Below are 18,591 nucleotides of genomic sequence, written 5' to 3'. Positions count from 1 at the left end.
TCAAGACTGCCCATCTTCCTTTACCTCCGTGGATTTTGTTGTATGGAGCATTCGGCTCTCCCGTATGCCTTCCTCCCCTTCACGCTCCGGTCTGGCGGCTCTTGGCGCAGTCCGCAGCCCTCCGCCGCCTTTTCTTTTCTCCCTGGAGGATGGCTGATTTCGCTCTGTCATGGCCTGTGCCTGCCCTCCAGCCGGTGGGATGGCCTCTGCTGGCGGAACATCCTCCATCAGCCACTCCGGATGGTACTTTTTCACAATCCCGTCCAGGATCTCCTGCTTCTCGGCATAGGCCACCTTCCGGTTGCCCTTTTCCTCTACAACATATTCTTCTTCAAACTGGATGCCCCATTTGAAGAACAGCTTCAACTTAACCTTCATGGGATAGAAGCCAGTCTTCATCACAATAAACTGGCCTTTTGGCATGCTCTTGAGTTCATCTGGTGTCATGAGCGCCCGTTCCATCATCTGCAGGGATTGGGACGGATCGTTCTTCCCCCGGCTGACCGATCCGGACATGACCGTCCGGCTCCCCAGGGCCTTGGATAGCACCTCCGCCGAAGAGCTGTTGGGCGCAAAGCCGCCGAAGATGGTGAGCTGGGTATTGTCCACGATAATCTCCGCCCCTTCCTTGCCATAGTTTTTTTCAAGCTGGGCAAAGGATTGGATCACCGGCACGATCTGCAGGCGGCGGGATCGGGAGGCGGAGAACATCATCTCAGCGCTCTCAATCTTTGGAAGGGTGCCATACTCATCGCAGAAGAACACACAGCGGTTTTCCAGTTTCCCGCCCATCTCATCCGCCACGGCCAGGATCTCCCGGTAAAGCTGCTGGATGATCAGGGAGATCATGAAGAAGGTATTGGGATTTTCCTCCGGCATGATCAGGAAGATGGCACATTTCTCCCGGCAGAACTTCTCCGCATCAATCTCCGTGTCAAAGCATAGGAGCTGCTCCAGCTCGGAGTCCAGAAAAGCATTTAGCCTGGACAGGGCTGTACTCATGACACTGGCCATAGATTGTTCGGCAGTATTGAGGGCGGCCCCGGCAAACCATTTCGCTTTGTGGTCATCGGGCAGAAGCTCCATGAACTGCTGGAACTGATTTTTCCCCTTCTTCTGCGAGGGGGCCAGCAGTTCCTGGATGATCTTGAACACGGAGACAATGTGACGCTTCTCCGGTTCGCAGAACTCAGCCACTAATAGGATGGTCGCAGTCAGCAGACCTTCCGCTGCATCATAGAAATAGGCGTTTTGGCCAAAGCTGGCTGCGTCCATGCCGGAGAGAATAATGGTCTTACTGATGATCTTGGCATACTTCTCACAGCGGGCCTTATAGACCAGCTCCTTCGGGTTTTCCTTATATAGATCCATATACTTGTTTACCAGATGGAGCAGATTATTGCCATTGCTCCGGGTGGGATTTCTTAAATCAATTACCGATACCTGATATCCATAATGCTCTTTGGCAATGGTTCCATAGTTTCTCATAACGTCTCCCTTAGTGTCGGTTGACAGAAAGCTCATTCCAGAAGCGCAGGCGTATTCGATACAGGGATAAAGCCAATAGGCGGTTTTGCCGACACCAGCGGCACCGATCATCAGAGCGTGGACATCGCCGGTATCGATGAGGGCTGTGGTTCCACCTTTGGAGTTGGTACATCCCACCACAATTCCCTGATCTTTTGGTAGATGCTTGCCTTGCCGCCACTGCTCCGGCTCAAAGGGGATGTGCTGATAGGTTTTCCGTATCTCCGCTTTAGTGGCCCACCTTGCAGTACCATGCTGGCCATTGCCAACAGTCTTGCTCTTGATATTGAGCGTATACATATGGGCAAGCAAAGAAACGCCTCCCAGGATGCCAAGCATCACCACAGCCACAAGAATTAAAGTTGCGATATTATCCATAGGGCAACACGCTTTCCAGGTTTCTTCATCACTCCTTTTCATTCAGATTTTCATTGCTGCATTGCCATTGGTGAGGATTCGGTTTGGCATGATGATTCCCTCCTTTGCATTTCCATTTGCTCACGCTCCACATAGGCGTACAGCCGCAGGCAGTCCACCGATAGAGAGAGCGTATTCTTGATCTGTTCCATCTGCGCTGATTCCGGCAGGATCTCGTTTTTCTGAAAAGCCTGCCCGATTTCCTCCAGGCACTCTCCGATCTCAGCGATGCGGGCTTTGTATCCGATCTTATCATGATGAGGCGCATAGAGGCGGAACAGGATCTTCTCATATTGCTGTACTGTGTAGGCCTTCTCCAAAGAGGCAAATTGTTTCTGACCCAATAAAAAAGCAATCCCCGCCATTTCAGAGGATTGCCCAATCACATCCATGGGCCGATCCATGGAGAGCTGTTTCAGTTTCTGGTATTGCTCCCTTAATTCATCCAGCGGATATTTTGGACACCTGTCGCCAGTAAAGGCGATGGCCAGATCTTGACAGAGCGTTTTCATCCGTACCAGTCCTGGATGCTCTGTGCCGGGGATAGGTTTTATCCCATGTTCGCTTTTGAGGCCCTCGTTCCAGTCCTTAAACCTGGGCTGCTCCGCACTGACTGTATAGGCTCCAAGCCGCAGGATTTCTTCCTTTAGGCGATAGTTCCCCTCAATGCCTGCGCTGTCATGATCGAGGCAGGTGACCACGGTATCGATCTGCGGATTGGTTTTCAGGATATGCATTGCCCCATAAGTGGCTGTGGAACAGAGAGACACATAGCTGTGTTCCTGCCAGTTCTCCTTATGCAGAGAAATATAGGACAGCATATCGATCGGGGCTTCAAACACATACAGCCGGTTACTTTTCCCGATGTGGTGAAAACTGTAATCCGGATTGCTGCTGTCCACGTTGCCCTTGAAGCCACTGTCCGAGTAGGTGCCTCGTTTATGGGCATGACGGGCAATCCCATTTTCGTCCACGCCCACAAAGACCGCATTGTGATATTCTGAATCCTCATAGAGCAGACCAGCCCGGACAAATGCATTCACAACCTCTCGATCCAGAAACCGTGCTTTCAGAAGATACGCATAAACCCTTCGCATGTCCTCATTCTTCGCTGGAAGGGCAAAGGGCTTTTTTTCCTTTGCCGGTACATCCTTCTGTGGAAGGATGACAACGCCTTGCTGTTCCAGGAGAAACTTCACCGCCTCCGGGAAATCCAAACCATAAAACTCTCTGGCAAATGCAATGGCATCGCCACCTCCGCTATCTGGTTCATACTGATTAAACCACAGATTTCCCCGGATCGTGATCTTTTCTCCTCCGTGATTCCATTTGTATTCCGATCCGGATCGTTCCACCTTTTCACCCTGTCCGAGAAGGAAAGACCGCAGATCCGTGCGGCGGGCCTGATCTTTTTGTTCTTCAGTAAAGTGAATATAGGTTGTGGCCATAGAACCTCCTTTCTCAGCCCTGTTTCAAATCATGGGCCTGTTTCTTTTCATCGATCTTGCGCTTTAACTTTCTGTCGATCCCGCCCTTATCGCCTTTGCGCTCGTCCTCAATCCGGTTCTGGATGATCCGTGCCAGATGCTGTAAAAGCCGCAGGCTTCCCAGGGCCGCCGACCAATTCCGGTTGCTGTGAACGCTTTGGAGAAGCTGGGCAGCATAGACATTCCCCTGACCGGCAGAAGCGGTCAGATAGGAAATGGCTTTTTCCATGTCCTGCTCCACCTCCCGGCCATACAGGAACAGCTTGCCAAGTTGATATTGAGCAAAGGCGTTTCCCTGATCTGCCGCTCTAGTAAACCAATATAGCACCGCATTCGCATCCTTGGGGATACCTTCATCAGCCAGATAGAGTTTTCCAAGAAGATATTGTGCGTACTCGTGATCCCGCTCGGCGGCGCTCGTCAGGTAACGTACCGCTCTGGGAATGTCCTTCGGGAGCAGTTCTCCATTGAAGAAGACCTTGCCCAGCAGATACTGTGCTGCGGAGAATCCTCGATCCGCAGAGAAAGCAAGCAGCTCCATAGCTCTTGGAAGATCCTGCAGAAGAACCGTTCCTTCCAGCAAGGCTTTCCCCAAGGCATACGCCGCATAGGGGTTATTCCGTGCCGCTGCTTTTTCCAAAAGGGAAACCGCACGGGGAATGTCCTGGGGAAGCTCCACACCTTGAAGCAATGTTTTCCCCAAGAGGTATTCCGCATAGGGATTCTCTTTCTCCACGGCTTCTTCCAGCCAGCGCAGAGCGTACTCTGGATTCTTAGGGATCTCTTTTCCTTCCAGGAACAACTTGCCGAGAGTATACATGGCATAATCTTGGTTTTTCCCTGCTGCGCCCATGAGATAGTCAATTGCCTTTTTCACATCCCGGCCAGAGAAATCTCTGTTCAGATACAGTTTCCCCAGGCCATACATGGCGTCGGCATTGCCAAGCTCCGCCGCCTTTTCAAAGTACATTCTGGCCTGCTCTGGATCTTTCTTAGTTCCTGTTCCGGTAAGGTTCATCTGGCCCAGGCGGTAGTACAATTTGTCATCCGCCATATCCTGCTCGATCTTCAGAAATCCCTGATACGCCTGCTTGTACCATTTCTCCGATGACGCCTGATCCGGCGCAGTGCCAATCCCATTCCGGCACATGCGGCCCAGCTCATACTGAGCATAAGCATTCGGCTTATCCCCATCTGTAGCTGCCATGGTAAACAGAGAAAATGCCTTTTCCTCATTCTGTTCCACGCCCTGGCCCCGGTGATACAGACTGCCAAGAGCATAGGCGGCAAAGGGATTTCCCTCCGCAATCGATTTTTCATACCACTCGGCAGCTTTTAGATAGTCCTGATCCACACCATAGCCGAAGGCGTACATCTTGCCGATCCGGTATCGGAGATACCCTGGCTTTTCCTCCTTTGGCTCTCTGGCGCAGAAAGCAGAGAATGCTTTCCGGAACCATTCCTGTGCCTGTTCTTCATCCTTCTCACAGCCAAAACCGGCCAGAGCCATTTTGCCAAGATCATGCATAGCAAAACCGTTGCCCCGCAGAGCTTCTTTCTTCAGACCGGCCAGGGCCTGTTCAAAATCCGGTTTGGATGTCTTTGTGCCATAGAGGAAGGCACGGGCCGCTTTATATTCATTCGTCCACCAGGTATCTTTCTTCCAGCCCCAGCCGCCAGAGTAAGAGCGAAAGCCGGGAGGCGGATCTGGCTCGATGGGATCACTTGCCTGAGAATCTGATTCCGGAGTTTCTGGCATTTCCAGTTCGGGAGTATCCTCCTGGGCCGGTTCCTCCACATCCTGCCTGTCAGCATGAAGGCCCAGGGCCTCCTGTATCACTGCATTCTTGATGGGCTTGAATTCTTTATTCTTCGAGAGCGGCACTCGCTGTGGAAGTGCTTCTGTATAGACCTGGAGTGCTTCTTCTTTCTGTTCGTACCACAGATTGTAAAGAGCGGCAATCTTTTCATCTGCCGCCAGCTCATCCACGATGGCATCCACCAGGGCCTTCACATCCGATTTCAGATAGCCATAGACCTTTTTCCCTTTGGTTTTGGAAAGCCGGTCAGCCAAGTGGAGGAGCAGTTCCTCTACCTTGGGATTATCATAGGTTCCGGCATTGATGCGGGAGACAATCTCTGCGATCAGATCCTTACTATGCAGACGCAGTTCATCCCTTTGAACCGTCTGCTTTTCATAAATGCAGAGCAGATCCTGCTCAAAGATATCCTTGGCAAGGGAAGACCGCATCTTCGCCACGCCTTGTTTGGTGAGGAAACCTTCCTTCTCTACAGTAGAGTACGCCAGCAGATGGATGTGGGGATGATGGCTCTCATTGTGAAAGGCAGCATACCATTTCAGATGATCCATGGGGATCTTCAGGCTGTCCGCCAGGGCCTGCGTCTGCGTCCGAAGCATATCCCGCCACCGGATGCCGGTATTGAAACCAAGGCGCTCCGCATCCTCCCGGCGCAGAGAAATGATAAGCGTCCACACATTTCCCTGATGAGCGTTCAGCTCCTGGGATACCTCTTTCAGCTTGACCTGGACACCATCATCCGTGAACAGCCCATGGCTGCCAAACCGTTCCGCACCAGGCCGGGTGCCGATGTAGTCGGCATAGGTTCTCTGGTTCAGGATCTCATGGGCATTATCCTCAATGGCACGGGTGATAAATTCAGAGGCAACTCCTACGGTCTTTTCTCTCTGGTAGTCCTCATACTCCAGCATCGTGGCACTATCCGGGAAATCCCGCAGGAGCTTTTCGATGAGCTTTTGTTGTTTCACTGTTGCGGGAGCCAGCTTGAAAGACTCATCGATCTTCTCCACACCTTCACGGGTGGCGATGTAGGTGGCATACCCGCCGATGGGCTTTTCCTGATCCGGCTTCAGGTACTTAAATTTGGTGACCAGCCGGGCCATGGGGAACCTCCTTCCGTTTTAGAGTAAAGAAAAAGCAGGAGACCTCGAAAGAGATTTCCTGCCGGATGCGAATCATATTCTGTTTTATATCATTTGATGGCTGATCAGAGGATTGCTGTAATCGCTCCCACTGCAAGACAGGCGGGCAGGCCAAGAAGCATACCAATACAGGACTGCCTGATATGAAAACGATAGTCCTTATATTCTTCCATATCCTCTGTGCCTGGTATCCTGACTTTTTTCGAATGGCAAAACCAGATGCAATCAAGTATCAGAGCGTCATACCAATCAATGATCAGCCAGATCAGGTAGGAATCCCGAAACCCTTTCCAGAATGTATCCGCTCCATTAAACTGTTTCAGGACAACAGCGAAGATGAACACAAAAGCAAGCAGGGCGATCCCCTTTCGGAGGATATCTGCCCTGGTAAAGCGTTGTTCTCTTTTTTCGATCAATCCTAATTCCATACATTTCTCCCGTATGGCCGGGGGATAATCTCCCACTGAGGTAAGGGGATTTTTCAGCGTCAGTGACACAATCAGAACTGTGAATAATAAGATACCAATCAGACTTTCTATCATGACCGCCATATTCACTTTACCTCCGATATCCATTTTATCGTTTTATGGAAAGCGTCTTCACGGCTGCGCCTGCAATCTTCCGGATATTGTCTCTCAATTTTAAACATTTTCAGCTTAGATGGATTTAATGGAACAAGAATGTGGCTTGCTTTTTCATATTCCAAGACATCCACCCGGAAAGCAAACCGGTGTTTTTCCAGGCGGTTTACCATATATGCCACTGCCTCTTTGCTGGGCCACATGAGATCTTCCTTTGCGTAAATAAATAAAATGTTTCCCTGAATGTTCTCCACATGAATGGCTGTATCCTCATCAAAATGTTTCAGCGGTTCTTCGTAGATGTAGGATAACTCGAACTGCTGATGGAGGATGAGGTTCCGGATTGCCGGCCCATATTTCAGATGCGCTGTCATACACGGAAAATCTTTTCCCCTGTATGTGAATTCGGAGGCAGATGAAAAAGTTTTCGATGCCATGCTTTTATTCCCGTACATGCCTCCCCATATACAGTGGATCGGGGAGAGGGCAACAACGCCGCAGATATCCGGCATAAGAGAAGCGCAAAGCAATACCAGTTCAGCGCCTTTTGAAATGCCATACATGATAATCTTTTCATATCCTTTGTTTTTCAGCCACAGGATCGCTTTTTCAAATGGATCGACAGGCACCCGAACCAGTTCTTTCGGCAGCCCGTCTACGTTCCAGTAACAAATACCTAACGCGGCGATGCCGCACCTGGCAAACATAGCACCCACATTCATCGGGATATTTTCATTCCCTTCGCTGCCGCCTACTACGATGACGACCTTTTTGGGATCATGATCCTTAACAGGGACATAATAAAGTCCATAGAAGCCCTCCTGTGCAACCGTCACATATTCCACTTTCCCAACTCTCCCTGTTTTTGCAGCTTGGATTGCTGTCCGTATTTTCTTTCTTTATCCCATTTAGAGTCCTTTTTGCAAACATAGAAATCACACTTTTCTGCGCCCTCTGCAAGTGTACCTGTCCTGTATAACACGCCGCCCATGAGATCAGCAGAAATAAAATCCATGGCACACATATAGGGTATCAGTTCTTCCAAATGCTCCTGTTTTCCAAGCGCACACAGGCCGCACCTGTGATAGTTGATGGTGTATTCGTCTGCATCCCTTCCGGGAATCGTCTCCGTCATCCAGTTGAATTCGCTGTCGGATATGGCATTTGCAATTCTGTCCTTCTTGACTTTCTTTTTTTGATATTCCATATCAAATGGATTTTTACTCCCGAAAGCTTTTTTAATGAGCGACGCCTGCATCGTGGCTGTCACCATTTCCCCGAACTGCTCATGGCTCATCGCCCCATCCATTGCCTTATAAACTGCCATCCAGACAATTCCGCCGGAAAGACAGATTCGCAGAGGATTTTTCGTAAAACCGCCTATGTCGGGTGTCCTCGCCAACATATCTTTAAAGTTTTTACGCGATTTCTTCTTCACCCTGAATGTATCCGTATTTTTGCAATTGGCTGCGATATATTTGAAAATAGCAGGTGTCATCGCTGACCACATCAGTTTTTCACAGATGGTGTTTTTCATATTCATTCTCCTTCAAAACGTACTCATAAACGAGGGACTGATTGCCGGAGCCATCCTGAAAGGGCTTCTCTGCCACTTTCTTAAATCCACGTTTTTCATAAAACTCCCACGATGCAAGAGTGTTCGTAAAAAGCCGCACACGATCTGCTCCATCAGCTTTTGCCCGATTCAAAAATTGTGTGACCAATGCGGTTCCCAACCCCTTTCTGTAATTCCTTCTGGACGAAAGGGCAACGAGTTCCAGATCGCATTTCCCAACGGTTTCCTTATCCCTTTCCTGTAGCTGACGGAAAAAGGCATCAAACTGCTTCTGGAATGGTGCTGACATTTTATATCTTTTCAGATAGAACTTGAGGAACATTTTACACCAACGGCCATAGTGCTTTTTTGTCTCATACTGAGCTGCCAGAGCCTTGCTGAAACGCTTATCATATTTTCCACAGATGAATCCTACGACCTGATGATCCTCCGTTTCCGCAACATAGGTGAAATTGCATTTTTCAATCAGGATCTGTGCGTAGTCACGCAAAAGTATTTTATCGTTCTGATCCACAGAGCATGAAAAGAATCCTTCGTAGAAGCAATCCCCGCAGGCCGCAGCATCTTCTTCCTTATATGGACGAACAGTAAACATGGATGTACCCTCCTATGCGCAAATAGGTTAGTGATAACTAACTAATATTATATCAGGAGACATGCAGGATTGCAATTCATTTAGTTCCCTTTCTTTCCAGACACGCAGAACATAAACTTATTTTTTGTAACCTTAACATCCATGAAACCGACGGCCTCCATGATCTGTTTTATTTCATCCGGTGTATATGATTTCATCCCCGGTATCATCTTTTCCCAGTGTTTTTCAGGATCTCCAGGATCATTGACGACTACGAATTTCCCGCCCGGCCTGATCGTTCTTTTCACTTCTGCAAAGCATTTCTCCAGATCTTTCCAGAAATACACAGTTTCAAAGGCGGTGGCAAGTTTTATGGAATTATCCTTTAACGGAAGGTTCTCTGCGCTCCCAAGAAGCACTTCACATCTTTTGCCAATATTCTTTTTATTCGTCTTTTTTGACTTCTCAACGCTGGTGCTGGAAATATCTATCCCATAAACGAAACCGTCTTTGGAGCGGTCTAATAATCTTCGGATATTAAATCCACCGCCACAGCCAATATCAACCAGCATTCCGTCATCAGGGACATCAAATTGTGTAAATGCCCATTTAGCCATCGGACTATGCCCCATATTCATACCAGAAAGCATCAGCCTTCCTATAAATCCCTGCGGGTTGCCGAAATTGTTTCTGAATGCCATTTTATGTCTCCTTTTTCATCAGATTTGTAATACCGGTTTATTCATCCGGAATTGGGTGAGTGTTTCCGTATATTTCTTATTGATAACCTTTCCCCTGTGTAAATACCGGCGGCCAGTATGGTAATGGCTGCACACCCGATTTTAGGCTGAAGTCACAGTAGTCGCCGTTGGCAAAGCAGGTATGCCTTCGGTACAGCGGTACGCCCAACACGCCGAACATCACATAGTCCAAATTGCAGAGATAGGGCATATATTCTTCGTAGCCGTATTTTTTTGCGAAATCGGACAGTGGGCAAACGAGAGTATGATAAGTAAAGACGCAGCCCTCTGCAGGCGGCTGCATGGTTTTTGTTTCAAAGCTGCCGGGATATTTTGCAGCGTTCTCCGTATTCTCCCGGTCTTTCTTTCGATACATCTTCGTGACAAGCCTGGGCGAGGAAAATATCTTCCTCATAACTGCCCGGACGGGGTGTGGGATAGCCTGATACTTTCGCTCATAAGCCAGCACCATCAGACGTGCCGAACCCTCCACAGAAACACCGTAGCGTTTAAGTACCTCGCCCATCGCCACAAAAATGTAAGCGCCAGTGAGGTTCTTTGTCCCGCTGACTTTGTCACCGCCGATGTAAGGGAAATGCTCCAGCAGATTCTTTTCATAGAAGCCCCAGATTTCCTCCCATACCTCGCTGTAAGGTTTGCCGGCGTTCTGTTCCAGTTCCACTTTCACAAAGCGAAGATAACCCTCGTTTTCCTTTTTTAATTTCAGGATATTGTTCCGATAATATTCATGCATGATCCGTTTCCTCCTCCATTAAACTGAGCATTCCGTTGCGGTATACCAGTGCGACGTCACGCATCCGCCGGATGATTGTTTCCTTATCCTCGGTTTCCAGAATGATGTGGGCGAGCATATCAAAATAGCCCCGCATCATCAGGTCAAGGGAACCGGGGTCGATGCCTAGCAGAGCCTTTGGCGTATGCTCAGCAGTTTCCACCCCCTGCGTAATCCGTTCGATGTTCATTATGCGGAAACTGTCAAAGAAGTTTTCATACTTCGTTCCCTCAGCACAGCGAAGTAGTAACACCATTTCTTCCCGGTGAGCGCAAAGATAATCTGCCAACTCCGGAAGGCGACGCAGATAGCAGTCCAGCATGGAATAGAGCATCTGTTCTGGTGGGAGTTTCTGCATATCCTCCCCGATGGAGCGTATAATGGTGGCAAGGCCCTGCGCCGTCTCGTCCGTTAAGGCGTAGAACAGTTCCTCTTTATTTTTGTAGTAGCCATAGAACGCACCAAGAGTAAAGCCCACATCATTCACAATCTTGCGCAGTGGAGCCGATTTGAAACCTTTTTCCAAAAACCAGCGTTTGGCACTGTTCAGGATCTTCTGCTGCGTTTCAGGTATTTCCATGCCGAATCCCCTCCTTCATATATCTTAGCTATGTATCTTAGATATATTATGCGTAAAAAACTGATTCTTGTCAAGCTCCTTCTTGCCTGTGTATTGAAAAATGCCTAAACAGCATAAAAGTTCTTCCAAGTGATAAACCGATAAAGAATATCGTACCGGGTATCCGTGTCATTCTCATCGTATCCATAGGGCAAATAGACAAAAGCAGGTTTTGTGATAGCAGTATCGTTCCCGGTATAATCCTGACTTTGATAAGTCACCTGAAGACCTGGCCCTGTTGTTCTGCATTTTCAAAATACTCCTCTGGAATCGCTTCTAGATATTCTGTCTGTTTCTGTGATGCTGTAGATGCGTTTCCATTATCATTGCCAATATTATCGTTCGCCCGACCACAGGCCACCATACTGACAGCAATCAAAAGTATCAGGAAAGTTGCCATAAACGAGCGTTTCACTATATAATTACCTCCTCGCATTATATTTGTGTAAAAAGGATTTTCTGTTTCTTTGCTTTTAAATATATTTTGGAGGATGAAACCCAAAAAAGTACAATGGCGATTAGTTACTGCACTATATTTAAAGAAGTGCCGATCAGAACAAAGAGCAGAAACATCTGTATCATAAAACAGATATTCCTGCTCTTTTATAGTTATGCTAACGTCTCCGGATCTACTGCCTGGCCGTCGCTCCACACGTGTTCCAGGTTATAGAAAGAACGGTTCTCCTTATCAAAAATATGAACGATAATATCATTATAATCCAGAAGAACCCAGCTTCCGCCTGCCCGTCCTTCTTTCTGTCTTAAGGAAAATCCAGCTTTGTGCATCTTCTCTTCCACACTGTCCACCAAAGCGTTTACCTGGCTGGAACTGTTTCCGGTTGCGATCACGAAATAATCGGCAATGACGGAAACATTGGAAATATCAATGACACGGATCTCACTTCCCTTTTTTTCGTCCAGTGCACGGTATGCAGCAAGGGCCATTTTCTTTGAACTTTCGGTCATATACTACGCCTCCTCCTTTCCCAGATATTTTTTATAATATAAATAAGTCTTTTCTGTCATAGGATCAATGGGGATTCCTCTTGAATTGAGATAAACAAGGGAATCCTTCAAGATACGATAAAGGCATTCATCAATATCTTCAAATGCCAGACGACGGACAACAGCCATGTTTGGAAGTTCCTGACGCCCAGGCTCGATATAGTCCGCAATATAGATGATCTTGTCAAGCAAAGTCATTTCCGGCCGCCCTGTCGTATGACATGCAATTGCATTGATCACCGTTTTATCATCCACATGATATCTTTTCGCTGCAAGAAAAGCGCCCAGCCTTGCATGCAGCAAAGAAGGATTCGCAAGCTCTACCTCCGACACGTGGAGATGATATTTGTCGCACATCCGGATCTTCTTTTCTCCCGGTATACATTTGGCACAGTCGTGAAGCAGTCCGGCTGTCAGTGCCTGCTCCAGGTCACACTCATAACGCATTGCAAGAGCTCCCGCTGTATACATAACGCCGAGAGTGTGCTCATATCTCTCACGATCAAGATGCTTTTTCAGCCTCTTCTGCATTTTGGTGATCGTTTCATTCATTAGTTTCACCTTCTTTATCGTCACTGTCTGTATAACTGATGTTCATCTATATATGCTTCTACCGTCTTAGGGAGAAGTGCACTCACATCCTTTCCCTCACGTATCCATCTGCGGAGTTCATGAGAAGAAACATCCATGACAGGTGTATCCAAAAGCCGGATATCTGCGTCATATTTCCGTCTAAGCCTTCTGATCTTCCCGTTCATGATAGCCCGGCTGTTCTTGTCCCCTCGAAAGGCTGCCAGAATCGTACAGGTTGCGAAAAGACGCTCCGGCGACCTCCACGTTTCAATGGCAAAGAGAGAATCCGCGCCGATGATAAAATAAAAACTGTCTTTTGGATAAAGTTTCGTCAGATGTTCCATCGTTTCATAGGAACAGCTGACACAGCTTCTCTTTATCTCATAATCCTCCAGACGGAAACTTGGATATTCCCTGATTGCCAGAGATACCATCCTGGCCCTCTCTTCGGCTGAAAGCTCAATAGAAGCATTGTCTTTGTGAGGCGGATTTCCATTTGGCATGAACCAGACTTCATCCAGGAAATATTCCCTGCAGGCATAGTCTCCCAGCATCAGATGTCCATTGTGAATGGGATCAAAAGTTCCGCCCATAATTCCGATTTTCATAGGTCTCCTTTACGATGAGTTACATAAAATAATTATGGCAACTCAATTTTTTTCTTTTCGTCTTTTCCTTCTTTATAAAGGACGATCTTCTTTCCGATGACCTGTACCACCTGGGAGCGGGTCCGCTCAGCCAGCACTGCGGCAAGTTCTTTTGGATCATCCGCACAGTTTTGAAGAACACTTATCTTAATGAGCTCCCGGGCTTCAAGCGCTTCGGAAACGGCCTTTGTAAGCTCCGGAGTCATACTGTTTTTCCCAATCTGAAAAATCGGATCCATTGTCATGGCAAGACTTTTCAGATAGGCTCTTTGCTTTGTCGTCATAACAGTCTCCTTCTATTTATAATAATCAAACTGAAGGCCATACATCTTTACTGTATCTCCTTCCTGTATTCCGGCAGCTTCCAGCTCATCCAAAATTCCTGTATCTTTCAGGAATTTCTGGAAAAACTGAAATCCTTTTTCGGAATCCAGATTTGTATATCCCAGCATTTTTTCAATCTTAGGACCTTCCACCACATACATGTCATCCTCTTTGACAACTGTGTAGGGAAGATCTGCATGAATGAGCTCCTCTTCCGGAAAGTATTCCTGCTGGAAGATCACAGGCTGGTCGTCCATTTGATCCAAAAGTGCAGAAACTTCATATAAGAGTTCCTTAATTCCCTCGCCGGTCACGCCGGAAATCGGAAAAACTTTCATGCCTTTTGGCTCAAATTCTTTTTTCAGTCTCTCTACAGGGTCTTCTCCTTCACTGTAGACAGCGTCAATCTTGTTGGCGGCAATGATCTGCGGTCTTGCCGCAATCTCCGGATTATAAGCCGCAAGCTCGGCGTTGATCTTATAAATATCTTCCACAGGATCGCGGCCTTCCGTTCCGGCTGCATCTACCACATGGATGATCAGTTTTGTTCTCTCAATGTGACGCAAGAACTCATGGCCCAGGCCGACACCCTCGGAAGCGCCTTCAATAAGCCCCGGTATATCTGCGATCACAAATCCTTTTGCACCCGGGATATCTACCACACCAAGATTGGGATTTAAGGTTGTAAAATGATAGTTGGCAATCTTGGGGCGCGCATTTGTCACCCTGGAAAGGAAGGTGGATTTTCCCACGTTCGGAAATCCTACCAGTCCTACATCTGCAATCACCTTAAGTTCCAGATTGACCCAAAGTTCCTGTGCAGGCTGTCCGGGCTGTGCGTATTTGGGAATCTGCATCGTAGCTGTCGCAAAATGCTGGTTGCCAAGTCCGCCTTTTCCGCCTTTCAAAATGATCTGACGGCGGTTCTCACCGGACATATCGGCGATGACCTTACCGGATTCAGCCTCTTTTATAACAGTTCCCTCCGGCACTCTTAACACAATATCATCGGCATCAGCGCCGTGACACTTCCTTTTCCCTCCCGGTTCGCCATCCTTTGCTGCAAATTTTTTTCTATGGCGGTAATCCTGAAGGGTATTAAGCCCTTCATCTACCTCAAAGATCACATCCCCGCCACGTCCGCCGTCACCGCCGTCCGGTCCTCCGTTGGGAACATACAGTTCACGGCGGAAACTGACGTGTCCATCTCCTCCTTTGCCGGAGCGGATGAATATTTTTGCTCTGTCTGCAAACATGTTTTGTCTCCTCAAATTAGAATAAATGAAAAGGAACCTTGTTCCCTGCATTACCAATATTACAAAAAGGCCCTGCCGCATTCAAAACGGCAGGGTCATACCATCGATGATTACTGTGCTACCGGATAGATAGAAACCTGTTTCTTATCTCTTCCTTTTCTTTCAAATCTGACAACACCATCTACTAAAGCGAACAGTGTGTCATCTCCACCGCGTCCTACATTGACACCCGGATGGATCTTTGTACCGCGCTGTCTGTAAAGGATGTTTCCAGCTTTTACAAACTGTCCGTCAGCTCTTTTAGCACCTAATCTCTTAGACTCGGAGTCACGTCCGTTCTTTGTAGAACCTACCCCTTTTTTATGAGCGAAAAACTGAAGGTTTAATTTCATCATGGTCTTTACACCTCCTCAAATCTTACCTGAATATATTCTGAATAGTTTTCATCGTCTGCCATGTCTGTAAGACCAAGAATCATGGCTTTTAAAAGCAGTGACGCTTCCCTGGAAGGTCTGCCGTTAAGCCGGTAGTCGATCAGTCCCTCCATATCATCAGATACGAGGGAGGTTTTATCACTGGCAAATGCTTCAATCGCATTGACGGTATTGATCATCAGAACGGAAGCCGCTGCACAGACAATATCCTGTCCTTCTTCGCTGAAGCCCGCATGCCCTCTTGCCAGGAAACCCGAACACTCTTCTTTTTCATTACGATAAATCGTCACCTGGATCATAAAATTCCTCCAGGAAGATTAAGCATTGATCTTTTCAATCTTAACTGCTGTGTACTGCTGTCTGTGACCGTTTTTCTTGTGATAACCGGTTTTTCTCTTATACTTGTAAACAATAACTTTTTTAGCTTTTCCGTTTTCTACTACGGACGCCTCAACAGTTGCACCTGCTACAGTGGGATTTCCGATCTTCAGTTCGTTATCGCTTACTGCAAGCACCTGGTCAAATGTATAAGTCTCTCCAGCTTCCACACCAAGTTTTTCTACTTTAATGATATCGCCTTCGGCTACTTTGTACTGTTTACCACCTGTTGCTATAATCGCGTACATATGGCACCTCCTATTATCATTACTCGCCAGCTTCGGTGGCATATCCGTATCTGGACAGCACTTTAAAACCCCGCTGTGCGGCATACTATTGAAGTGTAGCATAAAGCATTTATAAAATCAAGAGTTTTTGTACAAATAATTACCCGAATTATTACAAAAGCGGTATCTGATGCGCCTCTGCATCTGCCACCATCTCATCCGGCCAGATGGAGGACTGTACCTCTCCGATATGTGCTTTTCTAAGGCAGTACATACAGATACGGGACTGACCGATTCCGCCGCCTATCGTATAGGGAAGCTCCCCTGCAAGCAGAGCTTTCTGGAAGGCAAGATTTGCGCGGTCTTCACATCCGGCTGCCTTAAGCTGGCTTTTGAGCGCTTCCTCATCTACACGGATCCCCATGGAAGAAAGCTCCAGGGCAATGTCAAGTACCGGATAATAGACAATGATATCTCCGTTCAGTTCCCAATCATCATAGTCCGGCGCCCGTCCGTCATGCTTCTCGCCTGAAGCAAGCGTTTTTCCTATCTGGGCGATAAATACTGCTTTTTTTGCTCTGGCAATTGCCTTTTCTCTCTCCTTTGGTGTAAGGTCCGGATACATATCTTCCAGCTCCTGTGAGGTGATAAAGAAGATCTCATCCGGAAGAAGAGGCTCGATATAGTTATATCTTCTTGACATATAGGCCTCTGTATCCTTCAATGCCTCATATACTTTACGGACAGTATACTGAAGTGTCTCCATGTTTCTTTCCTCTTTGGAAATAACCTTCTCCCAGTCCCACTGATCCACATAAATAGAATGAATGTTGTCTGTATCCTCATCCCGGCGGATGGCATTCATATCTGTATAAAGCCCTTCTCCGGAATGGAATCCGTAGCGCTTCAGAGCGTATCTTTTCCACTTTGCAAGGGAATGTACGATCTCTGCCACATCATCATCCTGTTCTTTGATACCGAATGCAACCGGCCGTTCCACCCCGTTAAGATTATCATTAAGTCCGGTGGCCGGTTTAACAAACAGAGGGGCGGATACTCTCGTCAAATGCAAAGACTTGGCAAGAGAACGTTCAAAATGGTCTTTCACTTCTTTGATGGCAACCTCTGTCTCTCTTATAGTAAGCGGGGAAGAATATCCCTCTGGTTTGATCAGACTGCTCATATGTATTCTCTCCTTTTTTTGTAATTTTCATCTGTTTCCGGAAGCAGTGCAATGGAAAAATCAGGACATTCCAAGAAGCTTTCTTGCATTTCCTCTGGCAATCGCTTCCTTTTCCTCATCAGACAGCGGAAGATTCCTGAAATATTCTGCAAATTCTTTCTGTCCTCCCCATGGGGAATCTGTTGCAAAAAGAATCTTGTCTGCACCGTGGGCACGCACGATACGTACAAACTGCTCTTCCGGTATGTGTCCAAAGACAGCCGCCGTATCCATCCATATATTTTCTCCTGTAAGATACGCTTCCACCTCATCCCACATCATAAAGCCGCCCATATGCGCAAGCACCAGATTTTGGGGCTGTACATCCCGAATAACATCAAGCGCTTTTTGGGGAGGACAGTGGATGCAGTCCGGATATCCCGGATCAAATCCTGCATGCACACTGACGATCAAATCCAGCTCTGAAGCATAGCTGATGATCCGTTTATAGCGTATATCGTCAATAAAAGTCTCCTGGTAGTCGGGATGAAGTTTGATGCCCTTAAACCCCATATGTTTCAATTCTTTCAGCTTCTCTTTGTAATCCTCATTATCAGGATGGATTCCTCCAAAAGATAAAAGGGATCCTTCCTGAAACTGCATGGCAAAGCGATTAATAGACTGAAATTGTGACGGTTTTGTTACTACCGGAAGAATGACAGACATTTCCAGTCCTGCCTCTTTTGTTGAAGCTGAAAGTCCCGGGGCGGTTCCGTCCGTGTAAGGATCAATATGACATCTTGATGCCAGGAATTTCAGTGTTTTCTCTGCAATTTTTTCAGGGAAAATATGTGTATGAAAATCAATCACAACAAATCGCCTCCCTGCATCATCATCTGGCTGTAACAGTAGCTGATGATATCTCTTCTTGTAATAATTCCGATAAAGTTTTCCTGATCATCTACTACAGGGACAAAATTCTGCTCCATAGCCCTGCCTATCATATCTTCCATTCTTGACTCGGCGCTGACACTTTGATAGTCAAAGCGGCGCGCCACTTTCATAATGCTTATATTTTCCGCATCGCGGATGCTGGAAAGCCCTCTTTTCTTAATATCCCACAAAAGGTCTCCTTCTGTAATGGATCCTACATATTTGCCATAACGGTTCAAAATAGGCACACAGGAATATTTGTGATGTTCCATGATCTCCAGCGCCTGCCGCATCGTATGATAATCATATATGTAAGCAATCTCTGCTTTCGGCTTCAGAAAAAATAATATGTTTTTCATTTCTTCTCTGTTTCTAC

At 47.2% G+C, this 18,591-nt stretch carries 21 protein-coding genes and 1 pseudogene; all 22 read right to left on the bottom strand.

What is annotated here, in order from left to right:
* Positions 1-260 precede the first annotated feature (260 nt).
* Positions 261-1,866 (bottom strand): annotated as a pseudogene (locus tag EUBC25_RS14160) (type IV secretory system conjugative DNA transfer family protein); the annotation flags it as partial.
* An 89-nt stretch (positions 1,867-1,955) separates the two neighbouring features.
* The gene (locus EUBC25_RS14155; RefSeq protein ID WP_230106121.1) at positions 1,956-3,392 is read right to left on the bottom strand and encodes a DUF3991 domain-containing protein; all 1,437 of its coding nucleotides are present in this window, start codon (positions 3,390-3,392) and stop codon (positions 1,956-1,958) included.
* Between the two features lie 13 nt (positions 3,393-3,405).
* Complete coding sequence (mobP3, locus tag EUBC25_RS14150; protein ID WP_230106120.1) at positions 3,406-6,354, bottom strand: MobP3 family relaxase; 2,949 nt, start codon at positions 6,352-6,354, stop codon at positions 3,406-3,408.
* Positions 6,355-6,458: 104 nt separating this feature from the next.
* Complete coding sequence (locus tag EUBC25_RS14145; protein WP_087179443.1) at positions 6,459-6,944, bottom strand: hypothetical protein; 486 nt, start codon at positions 6,942-6,944, stop codon at positions 6,459-6,461.
* Positions 6,945-6,946: 2 nt separating this feature from the next.
* The gene (locus tag EUBC25_RS14140) at positions 6,947-7,819 is read right to left on the bottom strand and encodes an acyl-CoA thioester hydrolase/BAAT C-terminal domain-containing protein (RefSeq protein ID WP_230106119.1); all 873 of its coding nucleotides are present in this window, start codon (positions 7,817-7,819) and stop codon (positions 6,947-6,949) included.
* Positions 7,807-8,511 (bottom strand): L-2-amino-thiazoline-4-carboxylic acid hydrolase, encoded by a 705-nt coding sequence (locus EUBC25_RS14135; protein WP_022789868.1) that lies wholly within the window; start codon positions 8,509-8,511, stop codon positions 7,807-7,809. The genes EUBC25_RS14140 and EUBC25_RS14135 overlap by 13 nt, the downstream gene beginning before the upstream one ends.
* Positions 8,492-9,145, bottom strand: coding sequence for a GNAT family N-acetyltransferase (locus EUBC25_RS14130; RefSeq protein ID WP_204864698.1), 654 nt, complete (start codon positions 9,143-9,145; stop codon positions 8,492-8,494). The genes EUBC25_RS14135 and EUBC25_RS14130 overlap by 20 nt, the downstream gene beginning before the upstream one ends.
* Before the next feature lie 80 nt (positions 9,146-9,225).
* Positions 9,226-9,825 carry a class I SAM-dependent methyltransferase gene (locus tag EUBC25_RS14125; protein ID WP_070090014.1) on the bottom strand — a complete coding sequence of 200 codons (600 nt, stop codon included), beginning with the start codon at positions 9,823-9,825 and terminating at the stop codon, positions 9,226-9,228.
* 76 nt (positions 9,826-9,901) lie between these two features.
* Positions 9,902-10,618, bottom strand: a complete 717-nt coding sequence (locus tag EUBC25_RS14120; RefSeq protein ID WP_230106118.1) for an L-2-amino-thiazoline-4-carboxylic acid hydrolase — start codon at positions 10,616-10,618, stop codon at positions 9,902-9,904.
* Positions 10,611-11,237, bottom strand: a complete 627-nt coding sequence (locus EUBC25_RS14115; RefSeq protein ID WP_230106117.1) for a TetR/AcrR family transcriptional regulator — start codon at positions 11,235-11,237, stop codon at positions 10,611-10,613. Before EUBC25_RS14115 ends, EUBC25_RS14120 begins: the two co-directional genes overlap by 8 nt.
* Positions 11,238-11,493: 256 nt before the next feature.
* Entirely contained in the window at positions 11,494-11,691 is a 198-nt protein-coding gene (locus EUBC25_RS14110; RefSeq protein ID WP_230106116.1) for a hypothetical protein, read from the bottom strand.
* Positions 11,692-11,885: 194 nt separating this feature from the next.
* A complete protein-coding gene (gene rsfS, locus EUBC25_RS14105) occupies positions 11,886-12,242 on the bottom strand; it encodes a ribosome silencing factor (protein WP_230106115.1) in 357 nt (118 codons plus the stop codon).
* A gap of 3 nt (positions 12,243-12,245) precedes the next feature.
* A complete protein-coding gene (yqeK, locus tag EUBC25_RS14100) occupies positions 12,246-12,833 on the bottom strand; it encodes a bis(5'-nucleosyl)-tetraphosphatase (symmetrical) YqeK (RefSeq protein ID WP_230106114.1) in 588 nt (195 codons plus the stop codon).
* Positions 12,834-12,853: 20 nt separating this feature from the next.
* Positions 12,854-13,462, bottom strand: a complete 609-nt coding sequence (gene nadD / locus EUBC25_RS14095) for a nicotinate-nucleotide adenylyltransferase (protein WP_230106113.1) — start codon at positions 13,460-13,462, stop codon at positions 12,854-12,856.
* A 32-nt stretch (positions 13,463-13,494) separates the two neighbouring features.
* Positions 13,495-13,785, bottom strand: coding sequence for a ribosome assembly RNA-binding protein YhbY (gene yhbY / locus EUBC25_RS14090; RefSeq protein ID WP_230106112.1), 291 nt, complete (start codon positions 13,783-13,785; stop codon positions 13,495-13,497).
* Positions 13,786-13,797: 12 nt separating this feature from the next.
* Positions 13,798-15,081, bottom strand: a complete 1,284-nt coding sequence (gene obgE, locus EUBC25_RS14085) for a GTPase ObgE (protein ID WP_230106111.1) — start codon at positions 15,079-15,081, stop codon at positions 13,798-13,800.
* A 110-nt stretch (positions 15,082-15,191) separates the two neighbouring features.
* Positions 15,192-15,476, bottom strand: a complete 285-nt coding sequence (gene rpmA / locus EUBC25_RS14080) for a 50S ribosomal protein L27 (protein ID WP_033125260.1) — start codon at positions 15,474-15,476, stop codon at positions 15,192-15,194.
* A gap of 5 nt (positions 15,477-15,481) precedes the next feature.
* Positions 15,482-15,814, bottom strand: coding sequence for a ribosomal-processing cysteine protease Prp (locus tag EUBC25_RS14075; RefSeq protein ID WP_230106110.1), 333 nt, complete (start codon positions 15,812-15,814; stop codon positions 15,482-15,484).
* Positions 15,815-15,832: 18 nt separating this feature from the next.
* A complete protein-coding gene (gene rplU, locus EUBC25_RS14070; protein WP_230106109.1) occupies positions 15,833-16,141 on the bottom strand; it encodes a 50S ribosomal protein L21 in 309 nt (102 codons plus the stop codon).
* Positions 16,142-16,292: 151 nt separating this feature from the next.
* The gene (gene asnA, locus EUBC25_RS14065; protein WP_230106108.1) at positions 16,293-17,303 is read right to left on the bottom strand and encodes an aspartate--ammonia ligase; all 1,011 of its coding nucleotides are present in this window, start codon (positions 17,301-17,303) and stop codon (positions 16,293-16,295) included.
* 60 nt (positions 17,304-17,363) lie between these two features.
* Positions 17,364-18,152: an amidohydrolase family protein gene (locus tag EUBC25_RS14060; RefSeq protein ID WP_230106107.1), complete on the bottom strand. Its 789-nt coding sequence runs from the start codon at positions 18,150-18,152 to the stop codon at positions 17,364-17,366.
* Positions 18,149-18,574, bottom strand: coding sequence for a CBS domain-containing protein (locus tag EUBC25_RS14055; RefSeq protein WP_230106106.1), 426 nt, complete (start codon positions 18,572-18,574; stop codon positions 18,149-18,151). The genes EUBC25_RS14060 and EUBC25_RS14055 overlap by 4 nt, the downstream gene beginning before the upstream one ends.
* Positions 18,575-18,591: the final 17 nt, after the last annotated feature.

The organism is Claveliimonas bilis (assembly GCF_020892095.1).
In the GTDB taxonomy this organism is placed as follows: Bacteria; Bacillota; Clostridia; order Lachnospirales; family Lachnospiraceae; genus Claveliimonas; species Claveliimonas bilis.
Note: the sequence above shows the minus strand (reverse complement) of the source record. Positions and strands in the feature narration are given on the sequence as shown.

Bases quoted from the DNA above. Each gene is read 5' to 3' on its own strand.
- rplU (WP_230106109.1), bottom strand. From the start codon at position 16,141: ATGTACGCGATTATAGCAACAGGTGGTAAACAGTACAAAGTAGCCGAA.
- rpmA (WP_033125260.1), bottom strand. From the start codon at position 15,476: ATGATGAAATTAAACCTTCAGTTTTTCGCTCATAAAAAAGGGGTAGGT.
- EUBC25_RS14075 (WP_230106110.1), bottom strand. From the start codon at position 15,814: ATGATCCAGGTGACGATTTATCGTAATGAAAAAGAAGAGTGTTCGGGT.
- EUBC25_RS14055 (WP_230106106.1), bottom strand. From the start codon at position 18,574: ATGAAAAACATATTATTTTTTCTGAAGCCGAAAGCAGAGATTGCTTAC.
- asnA (WP_230106108.1), bottom strand. From the start codon at position 17,303: ATGAGCAGTCTGATCAAACCAGAGGGATATTCTTCCCCGCTTACTATA.
- EUBC25_RS14130 (WP_204864698.1), bottom strand. From the start codon at position 9,145: ATGTTTACTGTTCGTCCATATAAGGAAGAAGATGCTGCGGCCTGCGGG.
- yqeK (WP_230106114.1), bottom strand. From the start codon at position 12,833: ATGAATGAAACGATCACCAAAATGCAGAAGAGGCTGAAAAAGCATCTT.
- EUBC25_RS14125 (WP_070090014.1), bottom strand. From the start codon at position 9,825: ATGGCATTCAGAAACAATTTCGGCAACCCGCAGGGATTTATAGGAAGG.
- obgE (WP_230106111.1), bottom strand. From the start codon at position 15,081: ATGTTTGCAGACAGAGCAAAAATATTCATCCGCTCCGGCAAAGGAGGA.
- EUBC25_RS14135 (WP_022789868.1), bottom strand. From the start codon at position 8,511: ATGAAAAACACCATCTGTGAAAAACTGATGTGGTCAGCGATGACACCT.
- EUBC25_RS14120 (WP_230106118.1), bottom strand. From the start codon at position 10,618: ATGCATGAATATTATCGGAACAATATCCTGAAATTAAAAAAGGAAAAC.
- EUBC25_RS14155 (WP_230106121.1), bottom strand. From the start codon at position 3,392: ATGGCCACAACCTATATTCACTTTACTGAAGAACAAAAAGATCAGGCC.
- mobP3 (WP_230106120.1), bottom strand. From the start codon at position 6,354: ATGGCCCGGCTGGTCACCAAATTTAAGTACCTGAAGCCGGATCAGGAA.
- rsfS (WP_230106115.1), bottom strand. From the start codon at position 12,242: ATGACCGAAAGTTCAAAGAAAATGGCCCTTGCTGCATACCGTGCACTG.
- EUBC25_RS14115 (WP_230106117.1), bottom strand. From the start codon at position 11,237: ATGGAAATACCTGAAACGCAGCAGAAGATCCTGAACAGTGCCAAACGC.
- EUBC25_RS14145 (WP_087179443.1), bottom strand. From the start codon at position 6,944: ATGGCGGTCATGATAGAAAGTCTGATTGGTATCTTATTATTCACAGTT.
- yhbY (WP_230106112.1), bottom strand. From the start codon at position 13,785: ATGACGACAAAGCAAAGAGCCTATCTGAAAAGTCTTGCCATGACAATG.
- nadD (WP_230106113.1), bottom strand. From the start codon at position 13,462: ATGAAAATCGGAATTATGGGCGGAACTTTTGATCCCATTCACAATGGA.